Annotated in this window: 12 protein-coding genes; 5 read left to right on the top strand and 7 right to left on the bottom strand. The window is 75.0% G+C overall.

Features of this window, described 5'->3' with window-relative positions:
- Nucleotides 1–133: 133 nt before the first annotated feature.
- From WMF24_RS03645 to cysS, 3 genes are all read right to left on the bottom strand, one after another.
- Nucleotides 134–1,282 (bottom strand): AgmX/PglI C-terminal domain-containing protein, encoded by a 1,149-nt coding sequence (locus WMF24_RS03645; RefSeq protein WP_437734942.1) that lies wholly within the window; start codon nucleotides 1,280–1,282, stop codon nucleotides 134–136.
- A gap of 179 nt (nucleotides 1,283–1,461) precedes the next feature.
- Nucleotides 1,462–2,436 carry a DnaJ C-terminal domain-containing protein gene (locus WMF24_RS03640; RefSeq protein WP_437734941.1) on the bottom strand — a complete coding sequence of 325 codons (975 nt, stop codon included), beginning with the start codon at nucleotides 2,434–2,436 and terminating at the stop codon, nucleotides 1,462–1,464.
- A 150-nt stretch (nucleotides 2,437–2,586) separates the two neighbouring features.
- A complete protein-coding gene (cysS, locus tag WMF24_RS03635; RefSeq protein WP_437734940.1) occupies nucleotides 2,587–4,143 on the bottom strand; it encodes a cysteine--tRNA ligase in 1,557 nt (518 codons plus the stop codon).
- Between the two features lie 62 nt (nucleotides 4,144–4,205).
- Here cysS and WMF24_RS03630 point away from each other — a divergent pair, with 62 nt between their 5' ends.
- The 5 genes from WMF24_RS03630 (at nucleotide 4,206) to WMF24_RS03610 (ending at nucleotide 8,764) form a co-directional block, all read left to right on the top strand.
- Complete coding sequence (locus WMF24_RS03630; RefSeq protein ID WP_437734939.1) at nucleotides 4,206–4,991, top strand: rhomboid family intramembrane serine protease; 786 nt, start codon at nucleotides 4,206–4,208, stop codon at nucleotides 4,989–4,991.
- A 159-nt stretch (nucleotides 4,992–5,150) separates the two neighbouring features.
- Nucleotides 5,151–5,699: a hypothetical protein gene (locus WMF24_RS03625; RefSeq protein ID WP_437734938.1), complete on the top strand. Its 549-nt coding sequence runs from the start codon at nucleotides 5,151–5,153 to the stop codon at nucleotides 5,697–5,699.
- A gap of 55 nt (nucleotides 5,700–5,754) precedes the next feature.
- On the top strand, nucleotides 5,755–6,606 hold the full coding sequence (locus WMF24_RS03620) for an MlaE family ABC transporter permease (protein ID WP_437734937.1): 852 nt from the start codon (nucleotides 5,755–5,757) through the stop codon (nucleotides 6,604–6,606).
- A 25-nt stretch (nucleotides 6,607–6,631) separates the two neighbouring features.
- The gene (locus tag WMF24_RS03615) at nucleotides 6,632–7,069 is read left to right on the top strand and encodes a hypothetical protein (protein WP_437734936.1); all 438 of its coding nucleotides are present in this window, start codon (nucleotides 6,632–6,634) and stop codon (nucleotides 7,067–7,069) included.
- Nucleotides 7,070–7,129: 60 nt separating this feature from the next.
- On the top strand, nucleotides 7,130–8,764 hold the full coding sequence (locus tag WMF24_RS03610; protein WP_437734935.1) for a phytoene desaturase family protein: 1,635 nt from the start codon (nucleotides 7,130–7,132) through the stop codon (nucleotides 8,762–8,764).
- A 72-nt stretch (nucleotides 8,765–8,836) separates the two neighbouring features.
- Here the strand turns inward: WMF24_RS03610 and WMF24_RS03605 are convergent, their stop codons facing one another.
- From WMF24_RS03605 to WMF24_RS03590, 4 genes are all read right to left on the bottom strand, one after another.
- Nucleotides 8,837–9,259 (bottom strand): YkgJ family cysteine cluster protein, encoded by a 423-nt coding sequence (locus WMF24_RS03605; RefSeq protein WP_437734934.1) that lies wholly within the window; start codon nucleotides 9,257–9,259, stop codon nucleotides 8,837–8,839.
- A 165-nt stretch (nucleotides 9,260–9,424) separates the two neighbouring features.
- Entirely contained in the window at nucleotides 9,425–15,271 is a 5,847-nt protein-coding gene (locus WMF24_RS03600; RefSeq protein ID WP_437734933.1) for a hypothetical protein, read from the bottom strand.
- On the bottom strand, nucleotides 15,268–20,040 hold the full coding sequence (locus WMF24_RS03595; protein ID WP_437734932.1) for a tetratricopeptide repeat protein: 4,773 nt from the start codon (nucleotides 20,038–20,040) through the stop codon (nucleotides 15,268–15,270). Before WMF24_RS03595 ends, WMF24_RS03600 begins: the two co-directional genes overlap by 4 nt.
- A gap of 497 nt (nucleotides 20,041–20,537) precedes the next feature.
- Nucleotides 20,538–20,834, bottom strand: a complete 297-nt coding sequence (locus WMF24_RS03590; protein ID WP_437734931.1) for a polyhydroxyalkanoic acid system family protein — start codon at nucleotides 20,832–20,834, stop codon at nucleotides 20,538–20,540.
- Nucleotides 20,835–20,874 lie beyond the last annotated feature (40 nt).

The following is a 20,874-nucleotide window of genomic DNA, read 5'->3' as shown; positions in this document are numbered from 1 at the left end:
TGAAAAGTTGCACATAGACCCGAACGCGCAATTTGTCGCTGCACGGTTCGCTTGCGCGGCCGCCTCGGTCGTGCACGCGCTGTGAGCGTTCGCACGCGGGGAGCGCGCCGGACGACCGCGCCTTGTGAGGTGGCTAGCGTCCGGGGCTCTGCGGTTCAGGCGAGAACCGGAGCGGCACGACGAGCCGCAGATCGCCGCCCTCGGGCGCCGGGAACGTGAGCGCGCGCGCGCGCCGGAGCACGCAGCGGGTGAGCCGTTCGTCCGGGAAGCGCGACTCGGCCTCGAAGGCCTCGTCGACGGCGCCCGTGTCCGTCACGTGCAAGCGGATCGCGAGGCGGCCCCAGAGCGCGGGCGCGCCCGCGAGGGCGGCCTCGTAGCAGCTCCGCCACGCGGGCAACGCCTCGGCCACGGCGGCCGCGATCGCCTCGGGCTGGAGCTCGCCGGGGCCCGGAGCGAGGATGGACGGCGGGGGCTCGACCGGGTCGTCGCCCGGATAGACCTGCAGCGTGGCCACGACCGTGGAGCCCGCCTTGGCCCTGGGCAGCGGGAGCGACTTCGCGCGCGCGGCGAGGCACGAGATGACGTCCGGCGCGGAGAGCGTGGACGCCGTCGCGCGCGCGCCCGTCACCTTGCCGCTGCGGCTCACGGTGAGCCGCACGGTGGTCTTGCCGTGCAGCGACGGGTCCCGGTACGCGCGCAGCCGGTAACACGAGTAGACGTGGATCCAGAGGTGTCGCCGGGCGATGCGCTCGACCTCGCGCGCCTTGAGCGGCCCCTTGACCTGGGCGATGTCCACGATGATCCGAGGCAGCGGGTGCCCCTCGGGCGGAGGCGGGGGGGCCGGCGGATCTCCCCTGCCCCCGGCGTTCCAGCGATCGCGCTCCGCGGCCTCGGCCTGGCCGCGAGGCACGGGGTGGCGGCCGAGCTTGTAAGGCGGCTCGACCTCGATCGAAGGCCCCGACGAGCGATCGGCCGCGGCGGCCGCGGCAGGCGAGGGCGCGTCAGGCGCGGACGGCGAGGACGCGGCGGGCGCGGACGGCGAGACGGCGTCGGGGGCGCGCGGCGCGGACGGCGCGCGTGCACCGAGGGGAGCGACGGCCGGCGCCGGCGCGGACGGCGCGGCCGACCCGGCCGACCCGACAGGCGCAGGGTGGACCGCGGACGGCGCGGGGAGGCCCGACGCAGGCGGGGTCGGGCGCGGCGGCGGCGCGGCGGTGCACGCGGTGAGCGCGACGGCCGCCGCGAGGAGGGGCCGGGGATCGATCGCGAGGAGCGGCTTCATGGAGGCTCGATCCGGGCGGCGCGCCCGCCGAGGAGGACGCGCGGCCGCGGGCGGTGCTGTCATCTGCCCGGGGGGCCTTCCCACGAAGGCGCGAAGGCAGGAAGAGCATTCGACGGCCTCCCCGCCTCCGCGCGAAGGGCAGCAGCCCCCGGCCGCGCGAGGGGGAGCCCGGCCTGCGCTCAGAACCTGAGATCGCCGCGCGGCGCCTCGACCTTGCCGTCGAGCAGGTCGATCGCCTTCGCGACCTCGGGGTCGTCGGTCGTCGGGACGTGCACGAGGAACTTCACGTAGAGATCCCCCGGCTCCTTCCCCTTCCGGGCGATGCCCTTGCCGCGAAGCCGGATGACCTGGCCGGTCTGGGTGCGCGGCGGGACCTTGAGCGTCACCTCGCCGTCGGGCGTGGGGACGCGGATCTTCTCGCCCCGGTACGCCTCGACGATCGTGACGGGCACGTCGAGGTGGAGGTCGTCGCCCTCGCGCTTGAAGAACGGGTGCGGCGTGACGTGGATGTTGAGGAGCAGGTCGCCCGGCTCGCCGCCGCCCACGCCGGGACCGCCCTGGCCGCGGATGCGCAGGCGGCTCCCCTCGGCGGCGCCGGGCGGGACGCGCACCGTCACCGGCTCGGGATCGTCGGCGCGCTGGAGCTGGAGCGTCGTGCCCCGCACCGCGGAGACGAAATCGATGGTGAGGTCCTGCTCGACGTCGCTGCCGCGGCTGCGCATCGGGTGGGCGCGGCGGCCCGCGCCGCCGCCGCCGCCGCGGGCGCGGCCGAAGAGATCGCCGAGGATGTCGCTGAAGTCGCCGCCGCCGCCGCCGGGGGCGTTGCCGAAGATCTCCTGGACGTCGAAGCCGCCGGGGCCGCCGCGGCCGCCGCCCGCGGCGCGGGCGTTCGCGTAGCGGCGGTAGGCGCGGGCGCGCTCGGGATCGAAGTTCTGCGAGAGGCTCTCCTCGCCGAACTCGTCGTAGAGCGCGCGCTTCGTCCTGTCGCTCAGCACCTCGTGCGCCTGGTTGATCTCCTTGAACCTCTGCTCGTTGGCCTTCCCCGGGCTCTTGTCCGGGTGGTACTTCATCGCGAGCTTGCGGAACGCCTTCTTGATGGTGTCCTCGTCCGCATCGCGCGAGACGCCGAGCACGGAGTAGAGATCACGAGCCATGGTCGTCCGTCATCGTTCTGGGCTGCAGGAGCTGCACAGGACGCGGGCCGCTTGCGGCCTGCATCGGGCGGAAACCTAAATCTACCCGCCGTTTTCGTCCACTGGTGCAAAGAACAGCGGCGGTCGGGGCGCGCGCCGAGGCAGGGAGCCTCAAACGCTCACCCGGAAGGTCGTACCGGTAGGGGAGTCGGCAACCTCGATGCCGTCGCTCTCGAGCTCCCGCCGGAGGGCGTCGCTGCGCGCGAAGTCCCTGGCGGCGCGCGCCTCGGCGCGCTCGGCGAGCTTCGCCTCGATCGCCTGCCGGGTCTTGCCGAGGAGCCCGAGGCGCCGCTCCTGCGTGCGAGCGTGGTAGACCGCCGGCGGCGTCTGCAAGAGGCCGAGGAGGTCGAGCGACGACCGCAGCGCCGCGTGGAGGCGGCGCGCGAGCGGCGGCGCGGCCCGGGCGACGTCCTGGTCCTTGCGCCGGCGCTGCGCGGTGTCGGCGAGCTCGTTGGCGGCCTTGGCGACCTCGGCGATGACCGAGAGCGCGACCGGGGTGTTGAGGTCGTCGTCCAGCGCGGCGGCGGCGCGGGCCGGGGCGCCGTCCGCGAGCGCGAGGAGCGCCGCGAAGCCCTTGGGGAGCCGCTCGGGGAGCTCCGGCGCGGCGCCCTCGCCGGACGGACCGAGGAGCGCGGAGAGCCGATCGAGCGTGGCGTAGAGGTAGTCGACGCGGCGCTCGGCCTCGACAACGCCGGGGAAGACGACGCGGCCGTCGTCGCGCTTCTCGGTGTCGAACTCGATGGGGCCCCGGTAGTGGACCGTGAGCAGGAAGTAACGGAGCGCCTCCGGGTCGTTGCGCGCGTAGACGTCGCGGAGCTTGACGAAGTTGCCGAGCGACTTCGCCATCTTCTCCTTGTCGACGTTGACGAAGCCGTTGTGGATCCAGATCGAGGCGAGCGGCGCCTCCTCCGGGTGGGCGGCCTCGCTCTGGGCGATCTCGTTCTCGTGGTGGGGAAAGACGAGGTCCATGCCGCCGCAGTGGACGTCGAAGCCGGGGCCGAGGTAGCGGCACGACATGGCCGAGCACTCGATGTGCCACCCGGGCCGCCCCTTGCCCCACGGGCTGTCCCAGCCCCACCCGCCGGGGGCGACGCCCTTCCAGAGCGCGAAATCGAGCGGATCGCGCTTGTCCTCGCACGGGCCGACGCGGGCGCCGACCCGCAGATCATCGAGGTTGCGCTTCGAGAGCTTGCCGTAGGAGGAGAAGCTGCGGACGGCGTAGTACACGTCGCGGACGTCGCCGGGCCGCTCGACGACGTAGGCCGCGCCCCGCTCGATCAGCCGCTCGATGAGGGCGACGACCTCCGGGATGTGCTCCGAGACCTTCGGCTCGACGTCGGGGTCGAGACAGCCGAGGGCGGCGACGTCGTCTCGGTAGAGGCGGGCCATCCGGGCCGACAGCTCCATCGGAGGCTCGCCGGACTCGGCCGCTCGCTGGAGGATCTTGTCGTCGACGTCCGTGACATTGCGGACGTAGACGACGCGGAGCCCCCGAGCCCTCAGGTGGCGGACGAGGATATCCGGGGCGAGCGCGGCGCGGCCATGGCCCACGTGCGCGACGTCGTAGGTGGTCGGGCCGCAGCAGTACATGCGGACCTCGCCGGGCCGCCGCGGGACGAGCGGGGCGAGCTTCTGGGTCAGCGTGTCGTGAAGGCGCAGCTCGGACATCGCGCCGGGTCTATCAGGGCAGACGGATGCTGTCACGGGCCCGCGTGCTTAAGTAAAGCGCAATGCTGCCCGTCCGTGACCAACTGCCCACCCGCAGGGTGCCGGTCGTCAACTACCTGCTGATCGCGCTCAACATCCTCGGCTTCTTCTGGATGCGCTCGCTGATCTCGGCCGGGATCTCGCCGGAGCGGCTGCTCTCGGTGTGGGGCCTCGTCCCGCTGGACCTGCTCCGGGAGCCGACCGACACGTGGTGGACGGTCTTCAGCAGCATGTTCATGCACGATCCGACGGGATGGGCGCACCTCGGGGGGAACATGCTGTTCCTCTGGATCTTCGGCGACAACGTCGAGGACGCGCTGGGCAGCCTCCGCTACGCGGCGTTCTACGTGCTGGCAGGCATCGCCGCGGCGGGCGCGCAGATCTGGATCGACCCCGGCTCGACGATCCCGATGGTGGGCGCGTCGGGCGCGATCTCGGGCGTGCTGGCCGCGTACGCGTCGCTGTACCCGCGGTCGCCGATCACGGTGCTGAACCCGATCTTCCTCTTGTGGTTCATCTTCGGGCTGTTCCTCGAGCTCCCGGCGTGGCTGGTCATCCTCGAGTACTTCGTCGTGAACCTGCTGAACGGGCTCGGCTCGATCGGCATGCGCAGCGGCGGCGTGGCGTTCTTCGCGCACCTCGGGGGGTTCGTCGCCGGGCTCTTCCTCGTGCGCCTGTTCATGGTGGGGCGCACCCCGCGCGAGCACGAGCGCTGGCAGCACTGGCGCGCGGCGCCCCGGCGCGCGTCGCCCGGCCCCCGCCGCGCCGCGCCGTGGGACGCGCCGAGACGGCGGGATCCCTGGGGCTGATGACGGAGGGTTGTAAGGCGCGCGAGGACGCGCGGCGCGGCGCGCGCCCGACGGGCGTTCGCGCACGCACACGGGCGTGGTCGGAGGACGGCGGCGGAACGGCCAGGGCGCTCGTGGTTCGCCCACGATGCAAAAGCGTGATAGCGTCGGCCCGCAGCGATGCGACGACCCCTTCGAAGGCGCCCCACCGCCGCCGGCTCTGCGACCGCGGCCGCCCGAGCCAGCCTCCTCGCGCTCGCGCTCGCCGGCTGCGGGGGCCCGTCGTTCGACGGGACGATCTACCGCGGGCCGGACGTGGCGTTCCGCGTGCCGCCGGCGCCGGCGAGCTGGCGGCAGATCTCGGTGTCGGACGCGTCGGTGGCGTACCGCGACGACGCGAACGGGGCGACGGTCGCGCTGAACGGGCGCTGCAAGAGCGAGGAGGACGTCCCGCTCATCTCGCTGACGAACCACCTCTTCCTGCACTTCACCGAGCGCGAGGTGCTGAAGCAGGAGGTCGTGCCGTTCGACGGCCGCGAGGCGATGCACACCGTCCTCTCGGCGAAGCTCGACGGGGTGCCGAAGGTGTTCGACGTCTGGGTGCTCAAGAAGAACGGCTGCGTGTACGACATGCTCCTCATCGCCGATCCCGCCCGCTACGCCGCCAGCGAGCCGGCGTTCACGCGGATGGTCCGCGGCTTCTCGACCCTGCCGGCCAATGGCGACTGAGCCCCGACGAGCCACGGAGGCGCCGCCCTCCTCGACCGGCCCGGCTCCCGCCAGCGTGAGCCCGAGCAGCATGCCGCCGCCGAACAGCCTGGCCCCGAACAGCCTGGCCCCGCCGCCGCTCCCTCCCCTGCTCGCGAAGATCAACGACACGGTCGTCGGGTTCATCGAGCACCTCGGGCAGTTCGGGCGGATGACCTGGGGGGCGATCAAGTCGATATTCGACAGGCCGCTCGAGATCCGCTCGACCATCTACCAGATGGAGTCGCTCGGGGTGCGGTCGGCCGCCATCGCGTCCGTGACGGCGCTGTTCGTCGGGATGGTCATGGCGGTGCAGTTCGCCATCGGCCTCCAGAAGTTCGGCGGCATGGAGTACACGGGCCGCATCATCGGTCTTTCCTTCTCGCGCGAGCTCGCGCCGACGCTGACGGCGGTCATCGTCGGCGGCCGCATCGGCGCCGGCATCGCGGCCGAGGTCGGGTCGATGGCGGTCACCGAGCAGATCGACGCGATCCGGGCGCTCGGCGCCAACCCGCTGAAGAAGCTCGTCCTGCCCCGGCTCCTCGCGAGCATCGTCGTGATGCCCGTGCTCGGCGCGTTCGCGCTCGTGATGGGCTTCGGCGGGGCGATGCTGATCTCCGCGACCGAGTTCGGCATCCCCGCCGGCTTCTTCCTGCGGACGGCGCTCGGCTCCGTCACGTTCATGGATTACTTCAGCGGGATGTACAAGACGCCCTTCTTCGGGGCGATCATCGCGCTCGTCGGGTGCCACTTCGGGCTGATCACGCGGGGCGGGACGGAGGGCGTCGGCCACTCGACGACCCGCACGGTGGTGGTGACGTCGATCGCCATCCTGATCGCCGACTTCTTCCTGACGAAGATGTCCATCATGTTCTTCCCGAGCCGCTGATCGCGGCCGGTCCGGAGGGCGCCCCATGCCGCCGCCGACATCGCAGCGCCGACTGGCCCGCTGGCTCGCGCCCGCGCTCGTCGCCGGGGCGGCCGCGTGCCAGGGCGACGCGGGGGGCCAGGGCGCGGGGGCGCAGGGCGGCGACGCGGGCGCCGCCCTCGCGGCGGAGGGCACGCCCGCGCCGCGCCGCCCGACGCGGCACTACCACCTGCGGCGGACGGACGATGGGTGCGAGCTGTTCTGGATCGACGGCGACCTCGTCTCGGCCTCGCAGGAGGTCGTGTGTCCGTCCGATCTCCAGGTGGGCGAGCGCCTCCGCCTGACAGGCAAGACGTGCATGCGCGAGTCGGCGCAGACGCCCGCGCGCGCCGTGCCTGTCGTGTGCCCGCTGCCGCTCACGAACCTGGAGAAGGCGGACAGGGCGCCGCCGGACGCGGGGGCGCCAACAGACGGCGGAAAGTGAGCCGGGCGGCGCGCAGCCGAGCTCCGCGCTGGAGCATCCGAGTCCCAGGGGGGACGCAGGATGCAGGCGGATACCGTCGTGATCGGATCGGGCCCCGGCGGGCTCACCGCCGCGCTCGCGCTCGCGCGTGCGGGGCAGAAGGTGATCGTCGTTGAGCAACACTATCTTCCCGGGGGGTGGACCCACAGCTTCTCGCTGAACGGATACCGGTTCAGCCCGGGCGTGCACTACATCGGCGAGCTGGGGCCCGGAGGCGCCGTGAGGCGGCTCTACGAGGGGCTCGGCCTCTCGGGAGATCTCGAGTTCTGCGAGCTCAACCCGGACGGCCTCGATCACCTGATCATCGGCGACGAGCGGTTCGACGTGCCCAAGGGGTTCGAGCGGCTCCTCGCCCGGCTCACGGCGCGGTTCCCCCACGAGGCCGCGGGGCTGGAGAGGTACTTTCGCGTCATCCGCGGGCTGAGCGGAGATCTCGCGCGGCTCGACACGATGCTCGAGTTTCCGAGGGCGCTGCTCCTGCCGTTCAAGGCGCCGAACCTCGTGCGCTGGGGGCTCCGCACGCAGGAGGACCTGCTGGACGCGACGATCCGCGATCCGCTGCTGCGCGCGATCCTGGCCGCGCAGGGGGGCGATCACGGCCTCGCGCCGTCGCGCGTGGCGCTGCCGATCCACGCGAGCATCGTTTGCCACTACTTCAACGGTGGGTATTACCCGCGCGGCGGCGCCAAGCGCATCCCGCTCGCGATGATCAGGGCGCTGCGGCGGCTCGGGGGTCAGGTCCGGATGCGCGCGCGGGTGAGGCGCATCCTCGTCGAGCGCGGGCGCGCGGCGGGCGTCGAGCTCGCGGGGGGCGAGATCCTGCGGGCGGCGAGCGTGGTCTCGAACGCGGACCCGGCGATCACCTACGGCGAGCTGCTCCCGCCGGAGCTGACCGCCCGCGAGCGCCGCAAGATCCGGCGGATGGAGTATTCGACGAGCCTGCTCAGCGTGTTCTGCGCCGTGGACATGGATCTCCGGTCCATGGGCTATGATTCAGGCAACTACTGGTGGTACCGCGGAAAGGACGTGGGCCGGATCTACGAGCGGATGGAGTACCAGCTCCCGCGCGGCGAGGTGGACGGCCTGTTCCTGACCATCACGACGCTGAAGGACCCGGGCCACCCGACGCAGGGAGATCATCACACGATCGAGATGTTCACGTTCGTTCCCCACGACCCCTTCGCGCGCTGGAAGGAGACCCGCACGGGCGAGCGCGGGACAGAGTACGAAAACTTGAAGGAGTCGCTCGGTGATCAGGTGATCGCGGCGGCGGAGAACGTCATCCCCGGCATCTCCCGCGCGGTCGTGTTTCGCTCGGTGGCGACGCCGCTGACGAACGACTTCTACTGTGCCTCGTACCGGGGCGCCGCCTACGGCACCGCCAAGACGCCGTGGCAGCTCGGGCCGCTGTCGTTCTCCATCGGGACGAGGATCCCGGGCCTGTACCAGTGCGGCGCGAGCACGCTGGCCCACGGGGTGGCCGGCGCGTCGATCTCGGGCCTGATGGCGGCGCAGCGGATCGCTGGTGTCGCGCGCGTGGACGACCTGCTCGGCCCGGCCGACGGGTCGCTGCGGGTCTACCCGGCCGACCGGCCGGAGGAGTGGCTGCCCATGAAGAGAAGAGCCGACGCGGACGAGCTCAACGAGATGGCGTGAGCGTCCCAGGGCACGACCTCGGCGACACCGACCTCGGAGCCGCGGTGGGCCCGTGGGGAGGGCAGCTCGGAGCTACCCCGCCGGCGTCCTGGGCCTCGGCCGGAACGTGATCTGAACGAGCGGCATCACGTTGGCGTCGTCCTGCGTCTCCCGCTCGAACTGGAGCACGTCGTAGTACCCGCACCGCGGCCTCCCGGGGTAATCGCGGCAGACCTCGGGGCGCGCCTCGTAGATCGTGCAGCCGCGCGTCGTCAGGTCGAGGAAACGGCAGACGCGGCCGAGCACCGGATCCGACTGCCGCCGGAGGATGCGCTCGTCGTTGTAGCGCTTCGTGAAGCGCTGCTCGGCGGCCTCGACCGTGAGGCCGAAGTGGCGGGCGAGCCGCCGCAGATCGCGGGGCGTCACCTCGACCCGCTCGTAGATGGAGCAGCAGTAGGCCGGGCACTTCGAGCAGTCGTAGGAGACGCGGCGCTTGGCCTTGAGGGTCGTTGTCATGGCTCGTGAGGAATGGGCAGCCGACGCTGGATCGGAGAGGCAGAGCGCTCGCTGGCAGGCGGCGGAGCATACGCGGCCGGGCGAGCCCCCGCGACGGCGAAGTGATCGCGACGACGCGCGCTCAACATAGCGCGACGGCGCGCGGCGAGGAGCGCCCGCGCCGCGTCACTCGGTGAAGCCGAGCTGCTCCCGCGCCTCGGCCAGGCCGTCGCTCACGGCGAAGACGATGAGGTCGCGCGCCTCCGCGTTGCGTCCGATCCAGGTGATGCGGTCCTTGCCTGCGGCAGGCGGCGCGTTCGCGTGCCCGCCCGCCCAGGCGATGCCCGTGAGCGCAATGTTGAGATCGCCCACCGCGAGGAACGCGGTCCGGTTGCCCCAGCCGTTCACCGCGGTGTTCAGCGTCGACGCGCGGTTGCCGATCGAGCCGATGACGTCCGCGGCGAGGATGCCCAGCTTCGGATCCGCGCCGCCCGACATCGCCCGATCGATGCGGCCCTGGTACTCGCGGAGGCGCCCGGCGTCCGCGCCCTGCGGCGACCACGACGGGGAGAAGGCCTTCAGGTACGCCGCGAGCAACGGCCAGAGATCGATCGGCGCCGTCCGCGAGAAGGCCGAGGCGTTGGTCTGGAGGATCTTGACCGCGCGGTGGATGAGGAACAGCCGGATGTCCTCGCGCGGCGAGGCGACGAGCGGCTGGCCGAGGACGATCCTCGGCGGGCTCGTGGAGGCCGGCACGCAGACGGCGCCGAGCGCGGACGTCATGTAGACCTGAAGGCCGGGCAGGCCGTACGCGGCCCCGACGCCGCGGGCCAGGTCGGTGATGTCGGCGTGCTGCGGCGGCAGCGGCGTCGCGCGGATCGAGTCGAGATCGAACGGCACCGCGGTGTCGAGCAGCGGGCCCGTCTTCAGCAGGAGCTCGCGGAACGCCGGGGTCATGAGCTCCGGCGCGAGGTGGGCGTCGAGGCGGGCCGCGCCGGCGGCGTTGCCCGCGCCGCCCAGCGCGGCGTCGCGGCCGTCGAGCGCGGCGACCGTCGCGCGCGCGATCCGCGACGCGCCGGCGCGGCCGCGCAGCTCGGCGACCGTGGCGACCGTCGAGAACAGGTAGGGCTCGAACCGGCCGGTGTTGAGCGCGCGGCGCGCGTCGGCGAGGGCGCGGTCGAGCAGGACGTTCGCCGCGGCGGTCTGCTCGGTGCGCTGGTAGAAGCGGGCCAGCGCGCCGAGCGCGAAGTCGTCCTTCGGCCACGTCTTGCGCGCGGTGAGCAGCGTGGCCTCGGCCTTCTTCAGCTCGCCCATCGACTCGTGGATCTCGGCGAGCTCCGCGGTGCGGCGGCACTTCTGCTCGGGCGCCTCCGCGGCGCTGATGAGCAGGTTCTGCTGCTCGAGCGCGCGGGCGCCGTCGCCGGCGCGCTTGTAGAGCGCGACGAGGCGCTCGCGCGCGCTCACGTCGGCCGGCGAGCGCTTCAAGATCTCCTGGTAGGCGAGCTCGGCGCGCTCCGCGTTCGGGAGGTGCTCGTCGTAGAGCTCGCCGAGGCGGAAGTAGATCTCGGCCTGCTTCGCGGGGTCGGGCACGAGGCGCGCGAGGCGGATCCACGCCTGCTCGGCGCCGGTCCAGTCCTCCTCGCCGGCGCAGACGTCGGCGAACGCGGATAGGGCCTCCACGTGGTCGGGGTTCGCGTCGAGCGCGGCGGCGAGCGCCCGCTTGGCGGCCGCCGCGTCGCCGACGTCGGCGAGCGCCCGTCCGCGGAGGACCTCCATCTCGACGCGCTCGGCCGGATCGGTCACCGCGTCGAGGCGGCGCTCGAGGAGCGCGGCCAGCTCGGCGCGCGCGCCCTCGGCGACGTAGATCGCCTTGAGCCGCGAGAAGACGTCGGCGTACGACGGGTCGACCGTGGCGACCGCCTCGAGGACGTCGCGGGCGCGCGCGGCGTTCTGGACCTTGTCCTGCCAGAGCACCGCCGCGGCGTAGAGCGAGTGCGCGCGCCCCTCGGAGCCGACGCTGGCGCCCGCCGCGGACTCGAGCGCCGCGGCGGCGGCCGCCGCGTCGCCGCCGCGCTCGAGCGCGTCGGCGAGGTCGAGGTGGGCGACGAGGTAGTGCGGGACGAGCGTGATCGCGTGCCGGAAGAAGGCGACGGCGTCCTCGATCGAGCCGGCGAGGAGGGCGTCCTTGGCGGCGCGCACCGAGAGGGCGGCGGCCTCGGACGGGCGGTCGGTGCGCTCGATGAGCTGGCGATCCGCCTCGATCGCGAGGGCGTGGTCCGCCTTCGCGCGGGCCTGGGCGGCCATCTGGCGGAGCGCCCAGATGCCCCGCGGCTCGTTGCGGTACGCGATCTGCACCGGCTCGAACGTCTCCTCCCACGGGAGCACGCGCATGCGCAGCCGCGCCGAGAGGAGCGCGTGCGCGATGGCCTCCGGGCCGTCGAGGACGCGCGCGATCTCCAGGGCGATCGGCTCGAGCTCCTCGTCGCGCCCCTCGCTGATGAGGTAGGAGGCGACCTTGCGGAGCGTCGGCAGGTGGTGCGGCGTCTCCTCCAGGATCGAGCGGCGCCAGAGCAGCGCGCTGCCGGCGTCGCTGCGCCCGAGCTCGTCGAGCTCCGCGAGGCGCTCGTAGATCTCGAGGCGCTCGACGACGTCCGCCGCCTCGCGGGCGCGCGGGATGAGGGCGTCGACGAGCTCGCCGGCGCCGTGGCCGGCGACGGCGGCGCGGTGGAGGGCGATCGGCGCGAGCGCCGCGTCGCCCGCGGCGATCGCCTGGCGGGCGCTCGCCGCGGCCTGACCGAGATCGCCGGTGCGCTCGTACTCGAGGGCGGCCTCGAGGGCGAGGCGGGCGGCCTCGTCGCCGATCGCGGCGCGGTCGTCGCCGGCGTCGCCGCCCGCGTGGAGCGCGCGCATCAGCTCGGTGGCGCGCTCGGCGCGCCAGGCGGCGCGGTCGGCCGGGGGCTCGGGCGCGAGCCGCTCGAAGAGCTCGCGCAGGCCGATGTCCTGCGGGCGCGAGCGGTGCGCGGACTCGAGGAGCGACGCGGCCGACGCGGGATCGGCCTCGGCGACGAGGAGCGCCTCGCGGACGAGGTCATGGGCCCGCTCCAGCGGGTCGGCCGCGCCCTCGCGGCGCGTCCTCAGCCACTCGAGGAGGCCGTCGCGGTCGACGCGGGCGCGCGCGCTGCGCTCGCCGAGGTGGAGCGCGACGGGGAGCTTCGGGTCGATCTGCGCGGCGCGCGAGAGGAGGCGCTCACCCTCCTCGTTGTCGCCGCCGTCGAGCAGGCGGATCGCGGCCTCGGTGACGAGCACCGCGGCCCGCGGGCCCTCCTCGAGCGTGAGCGCGTGCTCCGCGAGGATGCGCGCGGCGCCGACGCCGCTCTCCTGCGCGGCGCGGGCGCGCGCGGCGCCCTCGTGCTGCGGATCCGCGGCGCGGGCGCGATCGAGGTCGCTCATCGCCGCGCGCTGGTCGCCCGCGATCTCCGCGAGGACGGCGGCGGCGAGCGCGCTGTCGCGATCGGACGCGACCTCGCGGAGCGCGGCCACGCTCCTGGCGACGCGGGCGCCGCGATCGCCGTCGAGGTCGAGCTCGAGCGCGAGCGCCCGGAAGAGCGGGCTCTCGGGCGCGTTGTCGCCGTAGGTGAGCACCGCGCGGGAGAAGGCGTCGCTCGCGTCGATGCCCTCGGCCGCGATCGCCTCGCGCGAGAGGGCGCGGCCGAGGACCGCGGCGGCGCGGGCGCCCGGGCCGCCGATGGCGCGCACGCCCCGCGGCGCGGGGGCGCCGTCCTCCGCGGGCGCGGCGTCGGTCGCAGCGGACGGGTCGCTCAGGGCGGCGCTGGCGGCGGCGCAGAGCGGCGCAAAATCGGGATCGTCGGCGAGGGCGTCGAGCCACGGCTCGATCTCGCCCGCGGAGCCGTCGGCGAGCGCCGAGAGGACGACGTGGTCGGCCGGCGAGAAGGCGCCGCCGGCGCCGCCGTCCTCGAGGGTGGCGGCGCGGGCGGCGGAGGCGTCGCCGAGCTCGATCGCCTGCGCGGCGAGGGCGCGGCGCGCCTGGCCGCCGTGGGAGCTGGAGGTGACGCTGCGGAGCGCGGCGAGCGCCGCCGGGCGGGTCTCCTTGCGCGCGGCGCCCAGCGCGGCGGTGAGCCAGGCGGCCGCCGGCGCGAGCGAGGTGCCGCGCAGCGGCTCGAGGCACGCGAGGGCGTCGGCGAGGTCGCCGGCGCGGAGCTGGGCGCGGGCGCGGAGCAGCGCCTCGTACGGGGTGGCTGGCGCGGTGCGGGGGCGGCGCGGGGCGCCCCGGTGCGCGGCGACCTGGGCGCACGCGGCGGCGAGCGGCGCGAGCTCGGGGGCGTCGGGCAGGCGGAACTTGGCGATCGCGGCGGAGGCCGCGGCGTCGGCGTCCGGCGCCGCGAGCGCCTCGCAGAAGCGCTGCACGTGCGCGCGCGGGTCGACCGGGTGGATCCGGGCGGCGAGCTCCATGCGCTTGTGCGCGCCGTCGGGGTCGGCGAGCGGGACGCGGGAGAGCTCGGCGCCGAGCACCAGGTTGTGGCAGCGCGCGGCCGGCGTGGCGAGGATGCGGGTCTCGGCCTCGATGGCGTCGAGCGCGGCGGGCAGATCGCCCTCGCGCATCAGGAGCCCGCGGAGCTGCCGGTGCGCGAAGACGAGGCCGGGGGCGAGGTCGCGCGCCTCGGCGGCGACGGCGCGGGCGGTCGGGTCCTCGCCGGCCATGACGTAGAGCTCGGCGACCGGGAGGAGCGCGCGCGCCCGGGCCGTCGGGTCCTCGATGAGCTCCGCCTCGGCGCGGAGCCAGGCGGCGCGCGCCGCCCAGACGTCGCGCTGCTGCGACTGGACGAGGATCGCGCTCGCGTCCTGCTCGCCGGGGAACACGGACGGCGGCGGCGGGATCGACGGCAGCGGCGGCAGGCTCGCGGGCGCAGACGCGGGCGCGGACGCGAACGCGCGCGGCGGCTCGAACGGCGTGCCGACCGACGGCCTCCGGTCCGCGACGCGCGTCTTCGCGAGATCCTCGTCGGCGTCGGCGTCGACCGGCCCGTGGAGCAGGCTCGACTCGTCCACGAGCTCGCCGGGATCGCTCTCGACCGCGGCCTTGTCCCAGAGGTCGGCGGGGGCCCTCGGCTCGCCGGCGTACGGGCGGGTCGTGGGCCCGGGCTCGTCGAGGGCGTGGGTCTCCTCGTCGTCGAAGCCCGCCGTGGGCTCGTCCTCGAGGCCGCTCGCGAGCTCGTCCTCGAAGCCCCTCGTCTGCGCGGGGCGCCTGCTGCTGACGACGCTGGGCGGCGCGAACTCGAACGGGGACTCGCCGCCGTCGGGGATCGGCGTCGCGCGGTCGCCCGGCTCGGCGGTGTCCTCGTCCTGCACCTCCTCCGATCGCCTGGACGTGGGGGGCAGCGGGGGCGGCGCGACGGCGGGCGACGGCGGCCGCGGGGCCGTGAACCGCGCGGACGCGGCCGGCGGCGGGATCTTCGGCGTCCGATCGCTGGGCGTGAGGTCGCCGCCGAGCGACGCCCTCACGTCGCCCGGCCTGCCGGATCGGGGCGGCGCGGCGGGGCGGGGCAGCGACGCGGGGCGCGGCGGCGCGGACGACGTCGGCCGCGGCGGCGTGGGCGTCGACACGGGCGGCCGCGGCGGCGCTGGCGGCGGCGCGGCGGGGCGGCGCGCCCCGGGGAGCGCGGGCGCCGAGGTCACGACGCCGTCGTCGGGGTCGTCGGCGCGCGGGTCCTCGAAGAGCATGTCGAGGAGCGCGTCGCTCTCGCCGGCGCTCTGCGCGGGGCGCGCGGGCACCGGCACGGGCTCGCGGGAGAAGAGCTGCTTCAGGCCGCCCTCGCCGACGCGCTCCTCCTCCGCGCGGATCGATTTGATGAGCTCGTCGGGGATCTTGGCGAGGAGCGTGGCCTCCTCGACGTCGCCCTCGGAGACCGCCGCGCCGTACATCGCCGGCGGCGGGACGGTGATCTTCTCCTGCGACGGGGTGCCCTCGTCGCCGCCGTTGCCAGAAGAGCTCTTGGATTGCGGATTCTTGCTCACCGGACCCCCATCCCGAGCTTCTTCCGGAGCTCGAGGTAGCTCTGCGACAGGACGAACGCGACGAGCTGGCGCGCCCGCTCGCTCTCGGCGACGACGCCGCCGAGCTGCTCGCGCGGGGTGTTGAGGATGTCCGAGAGGACCAGCGAGACGTCGCCGGCGGCGATGACGGCCATGCGATCGATGCTCCTGCGGGCGGCCTGCGCCCAGCGGTGCGGGTCCTGCTGGCTGGAGACGATGCGCTGGCACACCTCGGCGATGGCCTTCCGGGTCGCGCGCGACATCTCCCTGTGGATGGACCGCGAGACCTCGCCGAAGACGGCGTAGGGCGGGTGCGGGACCGCGATGCCCGCCTCGATGCAGGCCGCGGCGACGAGCGAGGCGACGGTGTTGTCGTCCCGGGTCCTGAGCGACGTGATGCCCCGGCGCAGCGCGAACGCCTCGCGCGCGATCGCCGAGCGCGAGGCGGCGTCGAGCGGCGTCGTGATCTCGGAGCCGAGCACGAGCGCCGGGATCTGGCCGTAGACGCCGGTGGCGCCGCGCGGGTTCGGGCCGCCCACGTAGAGCTCGAAGTCGGTCTCGAAGCTGAGCGCGCCCATCCACTCGGCGACCGCGACGCGCAGCGGGTGGCCCCCGCGCGCGTCGATGCGGTCCTTCTTGCCCACGCCGAGCGACACGAGCGACGGGCCGAGCGCCATGCAGATCGTCTCGGCCATCTTCGCGAACAGCTCGCCGACGGGGCCTGTGTCGAGCGGATCGGCGATCTCGGCCATGGCCCGCGCGTCGAGGGCGATCTGCGGGCGCGCCGGGACGCGGGTGTCGATCTTCCGGAGCTCCGCGCTGATCCCCTCGTCGCACCGGCCGAGCGCGACGAGCGCGCCCAGCGTGGCCTGCCGGAGCGGAGCGTCCTGCCCGGCGCCGGCGATCTTCGCGAGGAGCGCGACGCGATCGGCGTCGATCGGGTCGGACGCGAGCGCCTGGATCAGCGTCGCCTTGGCGCGGCCGAGCACGCGGGTGCGGAACGCGGGGTCGTAGTCCGTCGTGAGGACGAGATCGATCGCCTCGCCGTCGTCCGGCGCCTCCTCGAGGAGCTTCGCCACGGCCTTCTCGGCGCGGCGCGGCGCGCGGAGCTGGTCGCGGTAGATCGCCATCGCGAGCCGCGCCGCCTCGACGCGGCCGGCGGGGGTGTCGCGCTCGACCATGAGCTCCTCGAGCAGGCGCGTCGCCTCCTCCCAGGAGCCGACCCGGGCGGCGACCCGGACGAGGCGCTCGCGGACGGGGAGCGTCGACAGGCCGGCCCGGTGCAGGCCGACGAGCACGTCGAGCGCCCTGTCGTGCTCGCCCAGCTTCTCGTACGCGTCGACCGCCGTGATGCCGGACATGAGGCGCTGCTCCCCCGGCGCCTTCGCGACGCGCGAGAGCTCGGCGTAGAAGGCCGCCGCCTGGCCGAGATCGCCCTGCGCCTTCGAGATGTCGGCCGAGAGCGCGAGCGCGCCGATGTGGTCCGGCTCGAGCAGCGTCACGTTCTCGAGCGCGGCGAGCGCCTCGTCGAGCTTGCCCTTCTTGCGGAGCACGCGCGCGCGCTCCCAGAACAGCTTGCAGATCTCGAGGTCGCTGTCCGCCACGCCGAGCCGCCGCTCGATGATGTCGAGCAGCCGGTTGTCCTCGTTGCGCGCGCGCACCCGGCGGAACAGCCGGTCGAAGGCGACGCCGCGCCGCGGATCGCGCGCGAAGGCGCGGTCGAACGCGATCTCCGCGTCGTCGTGGGCCTCGGTGTGCTCGAGGAGCAAGAGCCCCGCGCTCTCCCAGAACTCCGCGCCGCGCGCGTCGTCCTTGCAGAGCGCGCCGAGCTGCGCCGCGGCGAGCGCCGTCGACACGGGGTCGCGGAGCGCCTCGGACGTGGCGCGGACGCCCTCCCAGGCGGCGATGTCGTCGGGCCGCCGCTCGACGACGGTGCGGAACGCGGCGCGCGCCCGCTCGTGGTCGCCGGCGGCGAAGTCCGACCAGCCCGCGAGGCCGAGCGCGGTGAGCTGCGCCTCCTCGCCGAGCGCGTCGCCGAGGCCGTGCAGCGCCGCCGCGCGGCGCCGCGGGTCGCAGCCAGGGAGCGCGAGCTCGAGGTTGGCGAGCTGCGCGGGCGCGTATTCGCCCGAGAGGAACGGCCGCGGCAGGTTCGGCTGGTCGAGCGCGCCGACGATCGCCGCCGAGGCCTCCATGGCCGCGCGGGCCTCGCCTTCCATGTGCCGCGCGAGGGCGCTCCGGGCGGCGACCTCCGCCTCGCGATCCTCGGCGCCGAGCGCGGCGCCGAGCCACTCGAGGTCGGCGTGCGGGCTCGGGTCGACCGCCGCCCACGCGGCGGCGCGGGCCGCGGCGCGCGCGCGATCCTGGTCGAGGGTGCGCGTCAGGCGGAAGCGCTCGGCGTGCGCGATGGACGCGGCGCCGGCGCCTCGCTCCTCGATGTAGTCGAGCGCGCGCTCGACGGCGCTGCGCTGCTCGAGCGCCGGCTGCCAGAGGAGCCGCCCGAGCGCGGCGGCCAGGGCGAGATCGTCGCTGGCCTGCGACTCCAGCGCCTCGAGCGTCGCGAGCGCCTCGTCCGGATCGCCGCCCTCGGCCGCGCCGACCTCGAGGCCGAAGCGCGACAGCGCGAGCGCCGCCGGGTCCTCGCCCGCCTCGCCCGCCACCTCGAGGGCGCGGCGACGGCTGTGGAGGTCGTTCGCCTCGTGGCCGCGGAGCGCCCAGGTGAGCACCGTCGCGCCCGCGCGCGGCGCCTTGCCGCGCGCGGCCTCGAGCTCGTCGACGGCGCGCCCGCGCTCGCCGGCGCGCCAGAGCAGGATCGCGGCCTCGATGTGCATCGCCGCGGAGAGATCCGCGTCGTCGATCGCCGCGGCGCAGGTCGAGAGCGTCGCCGCCGCGGACGCGGGGCTGCCAGCGCGCCGGTCCAGCTCGGCCAGGAACACGGCGACGACCTGGTCGTCCGCGGAACGCTCGAAGAGCGCGCGGAGCCGGGTGCGCGCGCGGTCGAGCTCACCGCTGCGCGCGCTGCGCAGGGCCGCGACGAGCCAGAGCCCGCGCGCGGTCTCCTCGCCCTCGACCTCGGCGAGCGCCTCGATCACCGTGGGCGAGCGCCGCGGGGCGGCGCCGGGGTCGTCGCCGGGCTCGCGCCGGCCGCGGACGAGGTCGACCGCGAAGGCGCCGAGCGCCCTGCCGAGCCACGCGTTGGGCGCGGCGCCGCCGTCCTCGGCGCCCGCGGCGGCGAGCTGGGCGAAGGCGCCCTCGGCGCCGTCCGCGTCGCCCCGGAGCAGGCGGCTCCGGCCGATCTCGAACCACAGGCTCGCCTTCTCGGCCGGGTCGACCCCGGTCGAGAGCAGCCGCTTCGTCGACTCCTCGTACCAGGCCGCGTCGCCGCGCAGCGCCGCGAACGACCGCCCGAACCGCGCGAGCACGCCCGGGTGGACGCCGGCCATGCCGGCCTGCGAGAGCGCCGACTTGGCCGCGGGGACGTCATCGGTCCGCACCGCCCAGACGTAGGCCGCGAGCAGCAGCGCGCGCCCGCGCGCCTCTTCGCTCGTGTACGACGCCGCGGTCGCCTCGAGCGACGCGGCGAACGCGGACGGATCCTGACCGTCGCCGAGCAGGTCGATCTCCAGCGCGCGCGCCGGGATGCACTGCGGGTCGGCGGCGAGCGCGCTGCGGAGCGCCGCGAGCGCGGCCTCGCGATCGCTCGCCAGCGCCGCCGCCTCGGCGATGCGCAGCCACAGCGCCGCGGCGCCGGGCCCGCTCGCGCCGCGCGCGATCTCCTGCTTGGCGAGGCTGGCGGCGGCCTCGGCCTCGCCGGCGGCCTCGAGCGCGGCGATGCGCGCCCGCGCGAGCAGCGCCGACTGGGGCAGCCGCTCGGCGGCGCGCTCCAGGAGCGACGCGAAGCCGCCCGTCCCGGCCCGCTGCGTCAGCTCGGCGGCGCGGAGCCACGCGTCGGCGGCGAACTCCGGCTTGCGCATGTACCGCGGGACGCCGTTGGCCTCGCCGCTCGCGTCGTCGTCGATCGCGTCGGCGATGAGCTCGGCCTGCCCCTCGAGGGCGCGCGCGAGGGCACCGAGGTCCTCCTCGCGGCGCGCGATGGCCTCGAGCGCGAGCTGCGACCTGAAGCGCGCCTTGCCCTCGAGCGCCGCGGCGGCGTCGAGCAGCTCGTAGGCGCGCTCCACGTTCTCGGTCGCCGCGGCGAGGTCGGCGAGCTCGATGAAGAGCAGCCCCTTCCACGTCGGGTCGGTCGCGAGCTCGGCGCGGGCCTCGATCGCGCGCATCCGGCCGGCGAGGTCGCCCTCCTTGGCCGCGATGAGCTCGAGCTCGAGCCACGGCGTGGCGTCCTCGGGGTTGCTGAGCGCCGCCTCCTCGAGCGCCTCCTTGGCCGCCGCGAGGTTCTGCTCGTGGTCCTGGAGGTACGCGGCGCGCTCCCAGAACGCGCGCGCCCGCTCCTCGGGCGTGGCCGCGGCGCGGGTGAGCGCGTCGAGCAGCTTGCCCAGGTTCTTGATCGACTTGCGCCGCGTGAGGATGCGGACGAGCGCCTCGAGCGGCTCGCGGAACTGGGGGTCCGCGTTGAACGCGGCGAGGTAGTCGCGCGCCGCCGTGGGCTCCTCGCCGAGCGCCTCCTCGAGCGCGCCGAGCTCGTGGAGCAGCAGCGCCTGGAGCTGCCGTTCCGGTTGGTCGCCTTGCTCCGCGCGGAGCCGCGCGATGAGGGCCGTCATGCTCTCCACCTGCCCCTCGGGTGTCTGAACCGTCATCTCGCCTGCGACGCCTCCGAAGGGGGTCTCATCTGTGCGCAACGCATGACGATGGCGGAGAGTAGCGAAACGAAGCGCGCGGAGTAAAGCGCGCTGGGCACGGGGTGGGCTCGGCCAGCGGCCCGCGGCGCTCGCGCTCCTCCGGCGGTCGAGGCGAGCTCCGAGCGCGCCTCGCGGCGAGCGCGGCCAAGGCCCGCCGAGCAGCGCCGCCGCGCGGCGCGCGCCCTCGGGGCCTCCGGAAGACGAGGACCCGCGTGCGCTGCCGCGCATGGGGCGCGCGAGGCGATCGCGGGTCGCGGCCGCGCGCCGGAGAGCGGCCGCTCGCCGGTGAGAGGGCGAGGGGCGACGGTCGAGGACGAGAGGAAAGGAGCGCGGGACGACGACGCGCGGCGGGCAGCGAGCGGCCAGGCGGCCCGCCGTCCGAGACGCCGGCGGCTCGCGGGCGCCGGCCGCGCGCGGCGCCCGGCGCGTCGGGCGAGCCGAGGCCGGCTGCCTCGCTAGGCTTTGCCGAGGGCCGCCTCGAGCTTCTCGCTGACCTTCGACTCGATCGTGCCCTTCATCGCCTTCAGCAGGAACGGGAGATCGATCTCGACCTGTACGGCCGACGCCTCGACGCGCACGAGGCCCTTCGTCCCCTTGGCGGCGCCGCCCGGGGCCTCGAAGCGGATGAGATCGCCGTCCCACCGCCACTGGACGCCGAGCTTGTCCTCCATGCCCCGCGCGAGCGTCTCGGCGCGCGTCCGGGCCTCTTCCTTGGTGAGCGAGTGCTGCCGGCGGATGTCGATCGTCGCCATACGGTATCTCCCCTCGTTCGCGCCCGCGGCGACGCGCCGC

This window comes from Sorangium sp. So ce1335 (genome assembly GCF_051521615.1).
In the GTDB taxonomy this organism is placed as follows: Bacteria; Myxococcota_A; Polyangia; order Polyangiales; family Polyangiaceae; genus Sorangium.
The sequence above is the reverse complement of the archived record's forward strand: the minus strand, read 5'-3'. Positions and strand labels throughout refer to the sequence as shown.